Origin of the sequence: Streptomyces sp. RB17, assembly GCF_009604455.1 — a bacterium.
Taxonomy (GTDB): Bacteria; Actinomycetota; Actinomycetes; order Streptomycetales; family Streptomycetaceae; genus Streptomyces.
In genome coordinates this window covers 326,642-342,083 of sequence record NZ_WEGL01000005.1, presented here as the reverse complement: position 1 = coordinate 342,083, position 15,442 = coordinate 326,642, and the positions used below count along the sequence as shown (strand labels likewise).

At 69.7% G+C, this 15,442-nt stretch carries 10 protein-coding genes and 1 pseudogene; 7 read left to right on the top strand and 4 right to left on the bottom strand.

Going from position 1 to position 15,442, the window contains the following annotated elements; all coding sequences use genetic code 11:
• Positions 1 to 140: 140 nt before the first annotated feature.
• Genes SRB17_RS23295 through SRB17_RS23280 form a run of 4 tightly spaced genes read right to left on the bottom strand, consistent with a single transcriptional unit; the run spans position 141 to position 5,566 of the window.
• Positions 141 to 2,504 carry a glycoside hydrolase family 3 N-terminal domain-containing protein gene (locus SRB17_RS23295; protein WP_323376132.1) on the bottom strand — a complete coding sequence of 788 codons (2,364 nt, stop codon included), beginning with the start codon at positions 2,502 to 2,504 and terminating at the stop codon, positions 141 to 143.
• The gene (locus SRB17_RS23290) at positions 2,501 to 3,319 is read right to left on the bottom strand and encodes a carbohydrate ABC transporter permease (RefSeq protein ID WP_153541840.1); all 819 of its coding nucleotides are present in this window, start codon (positions 3,317 to 3,319) and stop codon (positions 2,501 to 2,503) included. Before SRB17_RS23290 ends, SRB17_RS23295 begins: the two co-directional genes overlap by 4 nt.
• Positions 3,316 to 4,272, bottom strand: coding sequence for a carbohydrate ABC transporter permease (locus SRB17_RS23285; RefSeq protein WP_153541837.1), 957 nt, complete (start codon positions 4,270 to 4,272; stop codon positions 3,316 to 3,318). The genes SRB17_RS23290 and SRB17_RS23285 overlap by 4 nt, the downstream gene beginning before the upstream one ends.
• A 7-nt stretch (positions 4,273 to 4,279) precedes the next feature.
• The gene (locus tag SRB17_RS23280) at positions 4,280 to 5,566 is read right to left on the bottom strand and encodes an ABC transporter substrate-binding protein (protein WP_153541834.1); all 1,287 of its coding nucleotides are present in this window, start codon (positions 5,564 to 5,566) and stop codon (positions 4,280 to 4,282) included.
• A 132-nt stretch (positions 5,567 to 5,698) separates the two neighbouring features.
• Between SRB17_RS23280 and SRB17_RS23275 the strand changes: the two genes are divergently transcribed.
• From SRB17_RS23275 to SRB17_RS23245, 7 genes and pseudogenes are all read left to right on the top strand, one after another.
• Positions 5,699 to 6,760 carry a LacI family DNA-binding transcriptional regulator gene (locus tag SRB17_RS23275; RefSeq protein ID WP_416237076.1) on the top strand — a complete coding sequence of 354 codons (1,062 nt, stop codon included), beginning with the start codon at positions 5,699 to 5,701 and terminating at the stop codon, positions 6,758 to 6,760.
• A 283-nt stretch (positions 6,761 to 7,043) separates the two neighbouring features.
• Positions 7,044 to 7,739, top strand: coding sequence for a glycoside hydrolase family 11 protein (locus SRB17_RS23270; RefSeq protein ID WP_153541830.1), 696 nt, complete (start codon positions 7,044 to 7,046; stop codon positions 7,737 to 7,739).
• Positions 7,740 to 7,743: 4 nt separating this feature from the next.
• Positions 7,744 to 8,424 (top strand): annotated as a pseudogene (locus SRB17_RS23265) (polysaccharide deacetylase family protein); the annotation flags it as partial.
• A 255-nt stretch (positions 8,425 to 8,679) separates the two neighbouring features.
• Positions 8,680 to 8,895, top strand: coding sequence for a DUF4177 domain-containing protein (locus tag SRB17_RS23260; RefSeq protein ID WP_153541828.1), 216 nt, complete (start codon positions 8,680 to 8,682; stop codon positions 8,893 to 8,895).
• Between the two features lie 255 nt (positions 8,896 to 9,150).
• The gene (locus tag SRB17_RS23255; RefSeq protein ID WP_153541826.1) at positions 9,151 to 11,586 is read left to right on the top strand and encodes a SpoIIE family protein phosphatase; all 2,436 of its coding nucleotides are present in this window, start codon (positions 9,151 to 9,153) and stop codon (positions 11,584 to 11,586) included.
• 408 nt (positions 11,587 to 11,994) lie between these two features.
• A complete protein-coding gene (locus tag SRB17_RS23250) occupies positions 11,995 to 13,167 on the top strand; it encodes an ROK family transcriptional regulator (RefSeq protein ID WP_194294105.1) in 1,173 nt (390 codons plus the stop codon).
• A gap of 322 nt (positions 13,168 to 13,489) precedes the next feature.
• On the top strand, positions 13,490 to 15,361 hold the full coding sequence (locus tag SRB17_RS23245; RefSeq protein WP_153541824.1) for an alpha-galactosidase D: 1,872 nt from the start codon (positions 13,490 to 13,492) through the stop codon (positions 15,359 to 15,361).
• Positions 15,362 to 15,442 lie beyond the last annotated feature (81 nt).

Here is a 15,442-nt window from a genome sequence, read left to right as displayed (position 1 = left end):
CCCGCTCGGCCGGCCCCGGGGCTCGCCCGGGGCCGGTCAGTGCGTGGCCGGGCAGATCCCGGTGATGGACGGTGCGCTCGCCGCCGGCGGCTGCGCCGCGGCCCGCTCCCCGTCCGGGGAGCGGGCCGCGGCGCGATGCGTCAGACGTCGAAGCGCGCGTGGAACCGACGGGTGTGGTCCACAGTGCGTTCCGGGCCGGTCAGGGTGACCGCCGCCGTCAGGCGGACGTCGGCGCTGGAGGCCGCCAGACGCAGCTGCAGCTCGCCCGGTTCGACCACCCGCCGTCCGTCGCGGCCGGCGAAGGAGGCGAGGTCGGCCGGCACGGTGACCCGCAGGCGGCGGGCCTCGCCCGGGTCCAGCGGGACGCGGGTGTAACCGACGAGGCGCTGCACCGGCTGGACGACCGCGGCGACCGGGTCGTGCAGATAGAGCTGGACGACCTCGGTGCCGTGCCGCTCCCCTGTGTTGCGCACCGTGAAGGCGAGGTGGAACTCGCCCCCGGTGTCCGCCTCCGGCTCGTCGACCGTCAGCTCGCCCCAGTGGAAGGACGTGTAGGACAGGCCGTGCCCGAAGGAGAAGGCCGCGGTGGGGTCGATGTTCGACACATCGCTGGCCTGGGCGAGCCGGGCGCCGAGATAGGTGGCGGGCTGGGCACCGGAACCGCGCGGCACGCTGATGGGCAGCCGTCCGGAGGGATCGGTCCGGCCACTGAGCACCCCGGCGATGGCGGTGGTCCCTTCGGCGCCCGGGAAGAAGGACTGCACGATCGCGGCGGCCTTGTCCACGGCGCGGCCGAGGGCGTAGGGCCGGCCGGCGAGCAGGACCGCCACCACCGGCCTGCCGGTGTCGAGCAGGGCGTCCAGCAGCTGCTGTTGTGCTCCCGGCAGACCCAGCGATTCGGTGTCACAGCCCTCGCCGCTCGTACCGCGCCCGAAGAGGCCCGCCCGGTCTCCCAGCGCCGCGATGACGACGTCGGCCTCGCGCGCGGCGCGGACCGCCTCGGTGATGCCGGCGAGGTCACCGTCGTCGACGCCGGTTCCGCGTACGACGGTGAGTTCCGCGTCGGGGAACTCGCCCCGGAGGGCGTCGTGCAGCGTGGGCAGGTCGATGCCCGGCGGGGTCTGCGGATGGTGCACTCCGACGTGCTGCGGGAAGGAGTAGCAGCCCAGTACGGCCGTGGCTTCGGCGCCGTTGGGGCCGACCAGGGCGATACGGCGCGGCCGGTCCAGGGGCAGGGTGCCGTCGTTGGTCAGCAGCACGACCGCTTCCTCGGCGACGGTGCGGGCCAGTTCCCGGTTGGCGGGCGAGTCCAGGTCGATCGTGCCGCGCAGGGCGTCCGGGTCGTCCGGGTCGGCCCCTGCGAGCGTGGCCGGGACCGGGTTCCAGCCGGCGTCGAGCAGGCCGAGCCGGGCCTTCTGGGTGAGCACCCGGCGCAGGGCCCGGTCGATGAGCGACTCCGGCACCCGCCCCTCCTTGACGGCGTCGGTGAGGGGCGTGCCGAACGTCTTCACGGTGGGCAGTTCCACGTCGACGCCCGCCCGCAGGGCCGCACCCGCGGCCTGCGCCCAGTCACCGGCGATGCCGTGCAGCGTCTTGAGGAAGGCGATGCCGAAGTAGTCGGCGACGACCGTGCCGTCGAACCCCCAGGTGTCGCGCAGCAGCCCGGTGAGCAGGTCTTCGTCGGCGGCCGAGGGCATGCCGTCGGTGTCGGTGTAGGCGTGCATGACGGAGCCCGCGCCGCCCTCCCGCACGGCCATCTCGAAGGGCGGCAGGATGATGTCCGCCCGTTCACGCGGCCCCATCCCGACGGGTGCGAGGTTGCGGCCGGCGCGGGAGGCCGAGTAGCCGGCGAAGTGCTTGAGGGTGGCGACCACGCCGGTGGACTGCAGGCCCTGGACGTAGGCGGTGCCGATGCTGCCGACGAGGTAGGGGTCCTCTCCGATGGTCTCCTCGACCCGTCCCCAGCGTGCGTCGCGGACCACGTCCAGGACGGGTGCCAGGCCCTGGTGGACGCCGACGGACCGCATGTCGCGGCCGATGGCGGCGGCCATCCGGCGGATCAGGTCGGGATCGAAGGTGGCGCCCCAGGACAGCGGGACGGGGTAGGCGGTGGCACCCCAGGTGGCGAATCCGGCCAGGCACTCCTCGTGCGCCAGGGCGGGGATGCCGAAGCGGTTGGCCGCGGCGATCCGGCTCTGGGTGCGCGCCAGGGAGAGCGCGCCGAGCGCGGGATCGACGGGCGCCGTGCCGAAGGGGCGGGTCAGTTGTCCCAGGCCGGCCGGGAGCAGGGCGTCGAGGTCGACCGCCTCCTCCATGTCGTGCTGGTGCGGGGCGACTTCACCGCCCTCGTCCGAGGCGCCGACCCACACGCCGTACAGCTGGGCGATCTTCTCGTCCAGGGTCATCGCGTCCATCAGTGCGGACACGCGGACGGCGAGGTCCTGGGTCGGGTCGTTCCAGAGAGGGGCTTCGGGGGTGGTCTCTACGGCCACGTTGGCGGTCACTTTCCTCCCACGCCCATCAGGCCCTGGACGAGGGACCTGCGGGCGAACAGGTAGACGAGCAGGACGGGCACCATGGACAGCATCACGGCTCCCAGCAGGCCGGGGATGTCGATGCCGTGTTCGGTCTGGAAGTTGTACAGACCAAGGGTGATCACCTTGGTCGAGTCGGACTGGGTCAGGACCAGCGGGAACAGGAAGCCGTTCCACGCCTGGAGCGCGGAGAACACCACGATCGTGGACAGGCCGCCGCGCGAGAGCGGGACGACGAGCTGGAAGAACATCCGCCGCGGGCTCGCTCCGTCCACCGTCATGGCCTCGAACAGCTCCGGGGAGATGTCGCGCATCGCCCCGCTGAGGATGAGCGCCGACATCGGCAGGCAGAAGGCGGCGGTGGGCAGGATCACCCCGAGGAGGTTGTCGTACAGGCCCGCCTCGCTGATCAGGTAGAACATCGGGACGATGACGGCCTGGGCGGGGATGGCGAGGCCCAGCAGGAACAGCCGGAAGATCTGTGAGGTGACCCGGCTGCGGCTGCGGACGATCGCGTAGGCCAGCGGCGGTACGAGCAGCAGCACCACGCCGACGACGCAGACGCTGACGATGACGGTGTTGAGGAAGTACCGGCCGAATCCCGAGTCGAAGGCGCCGGTGTAGTTGTGCAGGGTGAAGTCGTGCGGGAAGGACAGCGGTCCGTTCTTCGCGTAGTCCTGCCGGGTGCGCAGGGTGGCCGCCAGCATCACGTACAGCGGCAGGCCCACCAGGACCAGCCAGAGGATCGAGCCGGTTCCCGCCAGGTAGTTGGGACGGCGCCTCATGAGACACCCTCCATGGAGCTGCGCATCTTGTCGTAGCCGGAGACGCGGACGACGACCAGAGAGATGATCGTGGCCGCGACGACCAGGCAGAGGGCGATGGCCGAGCCGGCGCCGAAGTCGAAGCCCTGGAAGGCCTTTTGGTACATGTAGTAGGCGCTGATCGTGGTGTCGGTGCCCGGTCCGCCCTGGGTGAGGATGAGCACCGTCTCGAAGGTGGTGAGTCCGCCGACGACCATGAGGATCATCGAGGTGATCATCGAGTTGCGCAGCTGCGGCAAGGTGATGTGGAAGAACTGGCGGTAGCGTCCCGCGCCGTCGATCTCGGCCGCCTGGTACAGCACCTGCGGGATGGCGCGGGCGGCGCCCTGGTAGATCAGGGTGTGGAACGGGGTGAACTGCCAGGTGCTGACGAAGGCCAGCACTCCGATGGCCGTGGCTTGCTTGCCGAACAGGTTGCCGTCACCGAAGAGCCAGGTCATCCGCGCGGGAATGCCGAAGTTCGGGTCGAGCAGCGCCCGCCAGAGCACCGACACGGCGGTGGAGGACAGCAGCAGCGGGACGAAGTAGATCGCCGCCAGAACGGCGCGGTTGCGCTGGTGTCCGGCGGCCCACACGCCGAGCACGATGCTCAGCGGTGTCTGCAGGACCACACCCAGGGTGGTGAGCAGGAGGGTGAGCCAGATGCTCTTGATCATCACCGGGTCGTCGAGGATGCGGTTCCAGTTGTCCATGCCGACGAACTGGGGTGATCCCAGGCCGTTCCAGCTCATGAAGGACAGCACCGCCACGAAGACGAGCGGGACGATGGCGAAGAGGGCGAAGAAGACGGTGGCGGGCAGCGCCCAGAGGAAGCTCGGGCGTGTGCCGGGGGCGGCGTGCGCGCCCTCCGGCCGCCGCCGGGCCCTCTTCGGGGCCGTGGCGGCGGGCGGGGCGCTCGTGATGTGCGTGGTCATGACCGGATCACTTGGCCGGGAGGGCCTGCATGGCCTTGATGAAGCCGTCGGCGTCGAGCTGCCCGTTGAAGAACTGCTGGACGGCCTGGTGGATGGGCGTGATGGCGGCCGGCGGGTAGGCCTGGTCCCACGACAGCTGGAAGGACTTGGCCTTGGCGACGAGGTCGTACTGGAAGCGGGAGTACGCGGGGCTGGCCGAGGTGCCGAGGAACTGCGGGGTGTTGGTCGTCGTCGGCAGGTTGCCGATGGCCAGCTGGGCCTTGACGAACGTGTCGGAGTACATGAGCTTGAGGAAGTCGGCGACGGCCTCGGGGTGCTTGGTCTTCTTCAGCACGGAGTAGAAGTTGTTGGTGTTGCCGACCACGTCCGAGGTGTCGCCCTTGCCGCCGGCGATGGTCGGGAAGGTGGTGTAACCCAGGCCCTTGGCCGCGAAGTCCTTCGCGTCCTGCTGCTGCTGTGCGTAGTACCAGGACCCCATCAGCTCGAAGCCGGCCTTGCCGGAGGCCACGAGCGCCGGTGAGGCGCCGTTGGTGTACTTCACCGAGTCGTAGTTCTTGCCGAAGGCTCCGGCGTCGACCAGTTGCTTGAGCATGCCGAGCGCCTTCTTGCTGTCCGCGCTCGCCCACGCCGCCTTGTCCCCGTCGAGGGCCTTCTGGAACAGCCCCGGGCCGGCGACACGGTCGTAGACGTACTCGAACCACATCAGGGTCGGCCACTGGTCGCCGCCGCCGAGGGCGATCGGCGTGACGCCCTTGGCCTTCAGCTTCTGCACCACGTCGAGCAGCTGGTCCCAGGTCTGGGGCGGCTGGACACCCGCCTTGTCGAGCACGTCCTTGTTGTGGAACAGCAGGACCGGCTGGGTGCCACGCATGGGTATGCCGTAGGACTTGCCGTCGATTACGGCGCTGTTGAAGACGGCGGGCAGGAACTTGTCCTTCAGGCCGGGGTCCTTCTTGATGAAGTCGTCGAGCGGCGTGAGCAGACCGGCCTTGACGAACGGCTGGATGCTGCCGCCGCCCCAGTTGAAGAAGATGTCCGGCGCCTGCGGGGTGTTGATGATCGTCTGCAGTTTCTGCTGGTAGTCGGCGCCGGGGATGGTGTCGAGGACGGCCTTGACGTGCGAGGTCTTGTTGAAGGTGTCGACGATCTGCTTCTCGACCTTGTTGCTCGCGTCCCCGTAGACCAGGACGTGGATCTTGCCGTCGTTCGAGGAACCCCCGCCGCTGCCGTTCCCGCAGGCCGCGAGACTCGCCGCGAGGGCGAGCGTCGTCGCGCAGACAAGCACCCGGGACATCCGTGTACGCATCATCTTCCCTTTCGAAAGTTTCGGCGGCATTGCCGAAAGTACTGCGGCTGGACAGTAGGGGCAGAGCGCAGAAATGGTCAACAGTCGTGCATCCACGCAGCCAAACCGTTACGGCTCGCCATGGCCTATGCTGCGGCCATGCGCGTAAAGGACCAGGCTGGCCGTGGAGTCACGCTGGCGACCGTGGCAAGGGAGGCCGGCGTCTCGCTTCCGACAGTTTCGAAAGTGCTCAACGGTCGTTCGGATGTCTCGCCGGCGACGCGGGCCAAGGTCGAACGCCTCCTGGAGGCCCACGGCTACCGTCGGCGCACACAGGGACCGCCGCCGACCCCCCTCATCGAGATCGTCTTCCACGAGCTGGAGAGCGTCTGGGCGATGGAGCTCATCCGCGGCGTGGAGAACGTCGCCAAGCGGCACAACGCGACCGTCGCACTCACGGAGAGCGGGACGCGGCAGACCCCCGGACCCGAATGGATCGAGGGGGTTCTGCGCCGTCGGCCCCTGGGTGTGCTCCTGGTCTTCTCCACCCTGCCGGAGGACGTGAAGCGCCAACTCGTGTCCCGGGCCATCCCGTTCGTCATCGTGGACCCGGCCGGAGATCCCGACCCCGACGTCCCGTCCGTCGGTTCGGCGAACTGGGCCGGCGGGCTCGCCGCCACCCGCCACCTCACCGACCAGGGTCACCGGCGCGTCGCTGTCATCACCGGCCCGGAGGACCTGATGTGCTCGCTGGCACGTCTGGACGGATACCGCTCGGCACTGGCGATGGCAGGCCTCCGGGCGGACCCTCGACTGGTGCGATTCGGTGACTTCCATGTCCAGGGCGGCTTCGAGCACGCGATGGACCTGCTGCAGCAGCGGGACCGGCCCACGGCGATCTTCGCCGGCAGCGACCTGCAGGCCCTGGGAGTGCTGGAGGCCGCCCGGGTGCTGGGCCTGAGCGTGCCGGAGGACCTGTCGGTGGTGGGATACGACGACGTGCCGCCGGCCCAGTGGTCGAGCCCGCCGCTGACCACCGTCCAGCAGCCGCTTCAGCGCATGGCCGAGGAGGCGGCCCGGATGCTGCTCCAACCCGCGGACTCCAAGAGGACGGACTTGCGGATAGAACTGGCCACGCACCTGGTCGTCCGGCAGAGCACGGCGCCGCCTCGCCCGGGAGCTCGAAATTTTCGTTCGCGATGACCGAATGCGTTCGCTGAGTGTCTCGTCGTTCTGGGTGTGCGATTGAAGACCAATAAGGAATCGGTCGAGGTCAGTCACCCATCCTGGACCAGGCGGCGAAAGTTTCGACCACTTCTCGGGCGATTTCCGAGATAAATTTCGTTGCACTTTCCGAAACACGAGCGTTGACCGTCGTTCCGAGCCGGCCGCATACTCTCAGCGATCGAAACGCCCGCAGCAGACCGATCCACCTTGCTGCTTGGCGCGTGCATGTCAGTGCCTAACGGCCCCCACAGGAGGAAGCATGGACATGAACGACGCGCTCGACCACCCGATGAGCCGCAGGGGCTTCATCGGACGTGCCGGTGCGCTGGCACTGCTCACCACCACGTCCGGGCTGCTGCTGCCCGGCACCGCCCACGCCGCCACGACCATCACCACCAACCAGACCGGCACGAACAACGGCTTCTACTACTCGTTCTGGACCGACGGCGGCGGGTCGGTCTCCATGACCCTGGGGTCCGGCGGCAACTACAGCACCTCGTGGACGAACTGCGGAAACTTCGTCGCCGGCAAGGGCTGGAGCAACGGCGGGCGCAGGAGCGTGCAGTACGGGGGCAGCTTCAACCCGTCCGGCAACGGCTACCTGTCCCTGTACGGGTGGACCTCGAACCCCCTCGTGGAGTACTACATCGTCGACAACTGGGGCACCTACCGGCCCACCGGCACCTACAAGGGCACGGTCACCTCCGACGGGGGCACCTACGACGTCTACGAGACGACGCGCTACAACGCCCCCTCCGTGGAGGGCACCAGGACCTTCAACCAGTACTGGAGCGTGCGGCAGTCGAAGAGAACGGGCGGCACCATCACCACGGGCAACCACTTCGACGCCTGGGCACGCTACGGAATGCCGCTGGGCAGCTTCAGCTATTACATGATCCTCGCCACCGAGGGATACCAGAGCAGCGGGAACTCCAACATCACGGTGAGCGGGTGAGGTCATGCGCACCGCATGGCACTTCCCGGCCATGGGGTCGGCCGTCGCCGCGGCAGCCGTGGCCGGCACCCTCACCTTCACCGTCGAAGAAGCCCCGGCGCACGCCGCCGTCTGCGCCGGGTACGTCGGACTCACCTTCGACGACGGCCCGTCCAACGATCACACGCCGGCCCTGCTCGACGCGCTCAGGCAGAACGGGCTGCGGGCCACGATGTTCAACGAGGGCCAGTACGCCGCCGCCTACCCCGCCCAGGTGCGGGCCGAGGTCAACGCCGGTATGTGGGTCGGCAATCACAGCTACACGCATCCGCACCTGACCCAGCTCAGCCAGTCGCAGATCGACTCCGAGATCTCCCGTACCCAGCAGGCCGTCGCGGGCGCGGGCGGGGGGATTGCGCAGCTGTTCCGCCCGCCCTACGGCGAGACCAACGCGACCGTGCAGGGGGTCGCGGCCAAGTACGGCCTGACCCAGGTCATCTGGGACGTGGACTCGCAGGACTGGAACGGGGCAAGCACGGACGCGATCGTGCAGGCCAGTGCCCGGCTCACCAACGGCCAGATCATCCTGATGCACGAGTGGCCCCCCAACACGCTCGCCGCGATCCCGCGCATCGCGCAGACGCTCGCGAACAAGGGACTGTGCGCCGGCAGGATCTCGCCGCAGACCGGCCGCGCCGTGGCCCCCTGAGGCGCGGTCCTGGGCTCGTCGGCCCGTGGGTAGTTCCCGGCCCTGCAGAGCACGCTCCGCGTGACGGCCCGGTCCCGTTCGGGGCCGGGCCACCTCCTGTCCGGGGAGGAGGCCCGCGAAAGAGCGGCGGCCGGTGGGCACTTGCGGATGGCTGCCGGCACGCTCCGTGCTTCTGTCACGGGGCCGGATGATGATTGGCTTGGCCCTGCTTCGCACCACCACCCCGTACGGCAGTCTGGAGGACTCCGCACCATGAGCAGTGGCTACGCGTACGAGTACAAGGTCGTCACCTTCCGGGAGTCGCTGATCGGCGACGCGCTGGACAGCGACAAGCTGGAGAAGGTCCTGAACAAGCACGCCGAGGACGGCTGGGGCCTGAAGGCCATCACCTCCGCCGACGTCAAGGGCCGCATAGGGCCCGGAGCCGTGGAAGGACTGCTGCTGACCTTCGAGCGCGCGCGGCAGTAACGCGCGTCGGGCGGCCCCGGCACGGCATAGGTCGGATCGGATCGGGTCGGGCTGGATCGGATCGGGCTGGATCAGAAGCCCGTCGCCGGCCTCGGCCGGGCGGAGCCACCGGCACCCTCGCGCGGTCCCGCGTGGGAGACGGCGGCGCGCCCCTCTGTGGCCTGCGCGCATGCCGGGGCGGCCGGCCCGGAGACACGCCCGGGTCCATGTGAGACCGTGGTGTCAGTATCTCCGCCTGCGGATGCGGCCGACACGATGGTTCTCAGGGATCTGGCCGACAAGCAAGGGGACGATCCGTTCGGCATCACGTCTGCCGCCGTCGCCCTCGTGGACGTACACGGCCTCATCCGCTACTGGAGCCGCAGGGCGGAAGACCTCCTCGGGTATCCGGCACCCGGCGTGCTGGGGCGGCCCGCGATCTCCCTCCTCACGAGCGACCGTTCACCGGCGTCCTTGCTCGCCGCGGCGCAGCAGATCGGGGACGGCTGGGAGGGGCTGATCACCGCGCGTCACCGGGCGGGTCACCCGGTCGAGCTGGCCCTGCGGGTGTGTCCGCTGCACGCGGAGCAGGGTTCCGTCTGGCTCGCCGTGGCCTGCAAGGTCTCCGACTCGCGCCGGTGGGAACTCGATCAGGCCGTGGTGCGCGGCCTCCTGGAGGAGTCACCGATCGGCATCGCCGTCCTCGACAGCGAGCTCCGCTTCCAGTGGGTGAACCAGGCGCTGGCCACGATGGAGGGCCTGCCGGCGGACCTCGCGGCCCCGCGCACGGCCGCGCCCGCCGGCCTGGAACAGGTGCCCTCGGCCGTGGACTGGCAGGCGCGCCAGGCGCTGGTGTCGGGCCAGGTCACGCCGGCCGTGGAGCACGTGGCGCCCCGGCACGGCCTGTTCCGCCGGAACTGCCAGGGCCGGCTCAGGCTCCGCTCGTCGTTCCCACTGCGGGACGTCGACGGCAAGACGCTCGGGGTGTGTCACACGGCGGTCGACTTCACCGCCGAGGACCGGGCACGCGAGCGGCTCGCCCTGGTCAACGAGGCGGCCCAGCGCATAGGCACCACCCTGGACCTGGACCGCACGGTGCAGGAACTGGCCGAGGTCCTCGTGCCTCAGCTCGCCGACTTCGTGGCGATCGACCTCTTCCAGGGCGTGCTGGCGGCCCGGGACCTCGCCCCCGGACCGGTCACCGGCGGCACGCTCCAGCGGGCCGTGCACCTGTCGATCCAAGCGGAGGCGCCGGAGGCGATCGTTCCCATCGGGGAGTCCACCGAGTACCCGTCGATGTCCCCGCAACGACGGTGTCTGACGACAGGGCGGCCGATCCTCGATCCGGTGCTGGACCCGACGACGTGGTGGCTGGCCCGCGATGACCAGCGCCTGGCCAAGATCGTCGGTCTGGGTGTGCACACCCACCTGGTGGTGCCGCTCCGGGCGCGGGGCGCGACCATGGGAGTGGTCACGCTGCTGCGCTGGGAGAACCCCAGCCCGTTCGACGAGGACGACCTGCTGCTCGTGGAGGAGCTGGTGGCGCGGGCCGCGGTGTGCGTGGACAACGCCCGGCGGTTCGTCCGGGAGCACAGCGCGGCCCTGGCCCTCCAGACCAGTCTGCTGCCCCCCGAACTGCCCGATCACTGCGCCGTCGAGGTCGCCTACCGCTATCTGCCGGCCGACGCCGAGGCCGGCGTGGGCGGCGACTGGTTCGACGTCATCCCGCTCTCCGGCGCCCGCATCGCCCTGGTCGTGGGGGACGTCGTGGGCCATGGCATCCACGCGGCGGCCAGCATGGGCCGGCTGCGGGCGGCGGTCCAGACACTGGCCGACATGGATCTGCCCCCCGACGAGCTGCTCGCCCATGTCGACGATCTCGTCCTGCGCCTGGCCGACGAGGCGGAAGCGGCCGAGCACGGGCCGATGGTGTTCGGCGCGACCTGCGTCTACGCGGTCTACGACCCGATCTCGCGGAAACTGAACGTGGCGCGCGCCGGACACCCCACCCCCGCCATCGCCCACCTCAGCGAGCCGGTCGAACTGCCCGACATCCCCGCCGGCCCCCCGCTGGGACTGGGCGGTCTGCCCTTCGAGTCGGCCGAGATCGAGCTGGAGGAGGGCAGCGTCGTCGCCCTCTACACCGACGGGCTGATCGAGGCCTCGGACCGCGATGTCGACGTCGGTTTCGAGCGGCTCTGCTTCGCCCTGGCCCACCCCGACCGGCCGCTGGAGGAGATCTGCGACACGATGGTCCGCATTCTTCTGCCGGAGCATCCGCACGACGACGTCGCCTTCCTCATCGCCCGCACGCGCGCCCTCTCCCCCGGCCGAGTGGCCTCCTGGGAGGTGCCCGACGACCCCCAGGCGGTGCACGAGACACGCGACAACACCGCCCGCTGCCTGGCCGCGTGGGGTCTGGAGGACATCGCCTTCACCACCGAGCTGATCGTGAGCGAGCTGATCACCAACGCCATCACGCATGCCTGCGGACCGATCGGTCTGCGTCTGATCCACGAACGGACCCTGATCTGCGAGGTGTCGGACGCCAGCAACACCTCTCCCCATATGCGCCGTGCCCGCACCACCGACGAGGGAGGGCGAGGCCTCTTCCTGGTCGCGCAGGTCGCCCAGCGCTGGGGCACGCGCTACACCGCCACGGGCAAGACCATCTGGGCGGAGCAACAGCTGCCGGACGACGCGCCCTGCTGAGGGTGGTACGGGGCCTTCTCCCACTGCGAGTTCCGCGCGCGGCCGCCCGGCCGCTGCCGCGTCCGTCGTGCCTGCACATAGGACAGCCATGGCCGCAGGTCGCCGCGTCCGAGCAACTCGAAGCCGGCGCCGGTGACGAGGACATGGGTGTGGGGGACTTGGCCCAGGCCTCGTCCGTTACTAGTGCGCTCTAGTGCCCGCCCAACATGGATCGCCCTCTCACGGCACTCACGGCGCGTCGGACAACCACGGTCAGCCACGGGCGTCGACCCTTCCATGACTTTCAATGCGGGCCAAACTTCAGCCGCCGCCTCTACTTTGCAGGCACATCGCGGCCAAATCACTGCAATACAAAGGGCCATGCTTTATTCATTGACAACGAAAAAGAACCTCTCTAGGTTTCCGGCCATGCGCTCGGCCCCCTCGCACCAGGCGGCTCCGGACATGGCTCCGGCCGCTTCCCTGGTCTTCACCACGCTGCTCTCCCACGGTCCGCTCACCCGGGCCGAGGTGGGGCGGCGGACCCGGCTCTCTCCGGCCGCCGTCACCAAGGCGGTCCGTCCGCTGATGGAACTCGGCTATCTGGTCGAGGGCGTGGACGAAGAGGCGCGGCCCGCGGTGGGACGTCCCGCCAACCTGGTGTGGGTGGACGGGGGAAGGGCGCTGTTCATCGGGATCAAGGTGACGGGCGACGAGATCATCGCCGTACTGGCCGACCTGTGTTGCCGTGTCCGGCTGTCCCGGCACGTACGGCTCACGGGCCGCGAGCCGGAGGCGGTGCTCCCCGTCATCACCGCGCTGGTACAGGAGTTGCTCACGGAGGCCGACGGATTCGGTGTGCAGGTGCGCGGCCTGGGCATCGCGATCTCGGGGGATGTGGACCGCGCGGACGGTGTGGTCCGCTACTCGCCCTTCCTGGAGTGGCGGGACGTACCGCTTGCCGAGATCGCCGGGACCGCGACCGGACTGCCGGTCACGGTCGACAACGACGTGCGGGCGCTCACGGTCGCCGAGCACTGGTTCGGGGCCGGAGTCGGTCTCGCGGACTTCGCCCTGGTGACCGTGGGCGCCGGCATCGGTTGCGGCCTGGTGGTGCATGGGCAGGTGGTGTCGGGCGCGCACGGTGTGGCCGGCGAGATCGGGCACCTGTCACTCGACCCGCTCGGCCCGCGGTGCCACTGCGGCAACCGGGGGTGTGTGGAGGCGATCGCGGCGGATCCGGCGATACTCCGCGCGGTACGGGAGGCCACGGGCGGGCAGGTGACCGATGCGGCCGAGGCGCTGGAACTGGCCCACGGCGGAGACCCCGGGGTCAGAGAGGTCTACGCACGAGCCGGTGAGGCCATCGGCAAGGCCATCGGCTTCTTGGTGAACATCCTCGGTCCCGAACGGGTGGTCATCTCCGGCGAGGGCCTGGCCGCCTACGACCTGGTCGCCGAGGGCATCCGGGACGCGTTCGCCGCGGCCGCCTTCGGCACCGCTGCGCAGTGCGACGTGGTGACACGGCCGCTGCCCTTCGAGGAGTGGGCTCGCGGAGCCGCGGCCACCGCCATCCAGTCCTTCATGGGATCGGGCCTGTGAGAAGGAGGAGTGATGCCGCTGCGGAGCCGCAGCCCCCAGCATCCGGCCTCGTCGCGGCGGGGTTTGCCGTGACCGCGATCCGCACGCTCCTGATGTGCCGCACGGTGCGGCGCCGGTTCATCGGCGGGCTCCGCGTCGGCTCGGGCGACGGCTGAGCAGACGGCCCGCCATGTCTCTGCCCGGCCGGCCGACCTCGGCCCGGCTTCGGGCCCGGTAACACTCCTCTCCCGCGGAACAACGCCCCTCTCCCGCCCCGAACAACGCCCGGCCCCCACCGGGTGCCACCGCACGTTCCCCTTCACCTCACCTCAGGAGGCGACCCATGCGGTCATCCCCGTTCAGAGTCCTGCGCGGAGCCCGCCCCGGCTTCCCGCGTCGTACCGTCAGAGCGACGCTGGTCCTGGCCGTCACGGCCGGACTCGCCACGGTGGTCCCGGCCGCCGCCACCCAGGCCGTCGCTTCCGGCTCCGCCAGGGCGACCGCCACCTCGGCCGCTACCACCGACGACGCCGCCTCCGGCCTGGCGGCCAAGCCGTACATGGGCTGGTCCAGCTGGAGCATGCAGTCCTCCCAGTACCCGGGCCTGAACCCGGACGGCAACTACAGCTACCTCACCGAGGCGAACGTCCTGAAGCAGACGGACGCCCTCGCGGCCACGCTGAAGCCGTACGGCTACAACTACGTCAACATCGACGCCGGCTGGTGGATGGACAAGAACTGGACCTCCGAGTTCGACCAGTACGGCCGGCAGACACCCGACCCGGTCCGGTTCCCCGACGGCATGAAGTCGGTCGCCGACCACATCCACTCCAAGGGCCTCAAGGCTGGTATCTATCTGCCGGTCGGCCTGGAGAAGGGGGCGTACGGCGACGGCAAAGTGCCGGTCCACGACGCCCCGGGCTGCACCACGGCGGACGTCGTCTACCCGGATCTGCGCACCACCAACGGCTGGGACAGCGCATACAAGCTGGACTTCGACAACCCGTGCGCCCAGAAGTACATCGACTCGCAGGCGCAGATGCTCGCGGACTGGGGCTACGACTTCCTCAAACTGGACGGGGTGGGCCCCGGCTCGTCCAAGTCCGGTGACAACTACAACAACGTCCCGGACGTGGCCGCCTGGCACCAGGCCATCGCCGGCACCGGGCGCCCGATCCATCTGGAGCTGTCCTGGTCGCTCGACAGGGGCCACGCGGCCGACTGGAAGAAGTACTCCAACGGCTGGCGCATCGACACCGATGTGGAGTGCTACTGCAACACCCTGGTCACCTGGGAGAACTCGGTCAACGACCGGTGGAACGACGCCCCCGCGTGGAGCCATGTGGCAGGCCCGGGCGGCTGGAACGACCTCGACGCGATCGACGTCGGCAACGGCACGATGGACGGTCTCACCAACGCCGAGCGGCAGAGCTACATGACCCTGTGGGCCATCAACAAGTCGCCGTTGTTCACCGGTGACGACCTCACCGAGCTGGACAGTTACGGCCTCTCCCTGCTCACCAACCAGGAAGTCATCGCCGTCGACCAGAGCGACTCGCCCGTCGCACGCCCCGTCACGCCTATGGGTGACCAGCAGGTCTGGGGAACGAAGAACGCCAACGGCACATACACCGTGGCCCTGTTCAACCTCGGCGGCTCGCCGGCCTCCGTCACCGCCGACTGGGCGTCCTTCGGCTTCACCGGCGCGGCCTCCGTACGCGACCTGTGGAACCACCGGAACCTCGGCACGTACAAGAACAAGATCACCGCGACGCTGCCCGCCCACGGCTCACGGCTGTTCACCGTCAAGTCCGCCGGCACCACGCTCGCGACCACCCGCTACGAGGCCGAGTCCACGGACAACACCCTCGCCGGCAACGCCTCCGTCGCCGCATGCGACGCCTGCTCCGGCGGCAAGAAGGTCGGCAACCTCTATCTGGACAGCAAGCTGCAGTTCAACGACATCACCGTGAAGAAGGACGGCATCTACACCGTCACCATCGCCTACGTCAGCGGTGACCCGCGCTCGGTGACCGTCTACTCCAACAGCGGCAACGGCACCAGCCTGAAGTTCCCCTCCACGGGCGACTGGAGCACGGTCGACACCGTCAGCGTCCCGTTGGCGCTGAAGGCGGGCTCCAACACCGTCACGTTCGACAGCGGCTGGGACTACTCCCCCGACATCGACCGGATCGACGTACCCAAGTCCGCCTGACCCCTCGCACAGGGCCCGGGGGTGGCAAGACCCCGGGCCCACCCGGCCCCGCATGCGCCGTTCCCCCGACCTGGAGTGCAC

Bases quoted from the DNA above. Each gene is read 5' to 3' on its own strand.
- SRB17_RS23290 (WP_153541840.1), bottom strand. From the start codon at position 3,319: ATGAGGCGCCGTCCCAACTACCTGGCGGGAACCGGCTCGATCCTCTGG.
- SRB17_RS23285 (WP_153541837.1), bottom strand. From the start codon at position 4,272: ATGACCACGCACATCACGAGCGCCCCGCCCGCCGCCACGGCCCCGAAG.
- SRB17_RS23280 (WP_153541834.1), bottom strand. From the start codon at position 5,566: ATGTCCCGGGTGCTTGTCTGCGCGACGACGCTCGCCCTCGCGGCGAGT.
- SRB17_RS23275 (WP_416237076.1), top strand. From the start codon at position 5,699: ATGGCCTATGCTGCGGCCATGCGCGTAAAGGACCAGGCTGGCCGTGGA.
- SRB17_RS23270 (WP_153541830.1), top strand. From the start codon at position 7,044: ATGGACATGAACGACGCGCTCGACCACCCGATGAGCCGCAGGGGCTTC.
- SRB17_RS23260 (WP_153541828.1), top strand. From the start codon at position 8,680: ATGAGCAGTGGCTACGCGTACGAGTACAAGGTCGTCACCTTCCGGGAG.
- SRB17_RS23255 (WP_153541826.1), top strand. From the start codon at position 9,151: ATGGTTCTCAGGGATCTGGCCGACAAGCAAGGGGACGATCCGTTCGGC.
- SRB17_RS23250 (WP_194294105.1), top strand. From the start codon at position 11,995: ATGCGCTCGGCCCCCTCGCACCAGGCGGCTCCGGACATGGCTCCGGCC.
- SRB17_RS23245 (WP_153541824.1), top strand. From the start codon at position 13,490: ATGCGGTCATCCCCGTTCAGAGTCCTGCGCGGAGCCCGCCCCGGCTTC.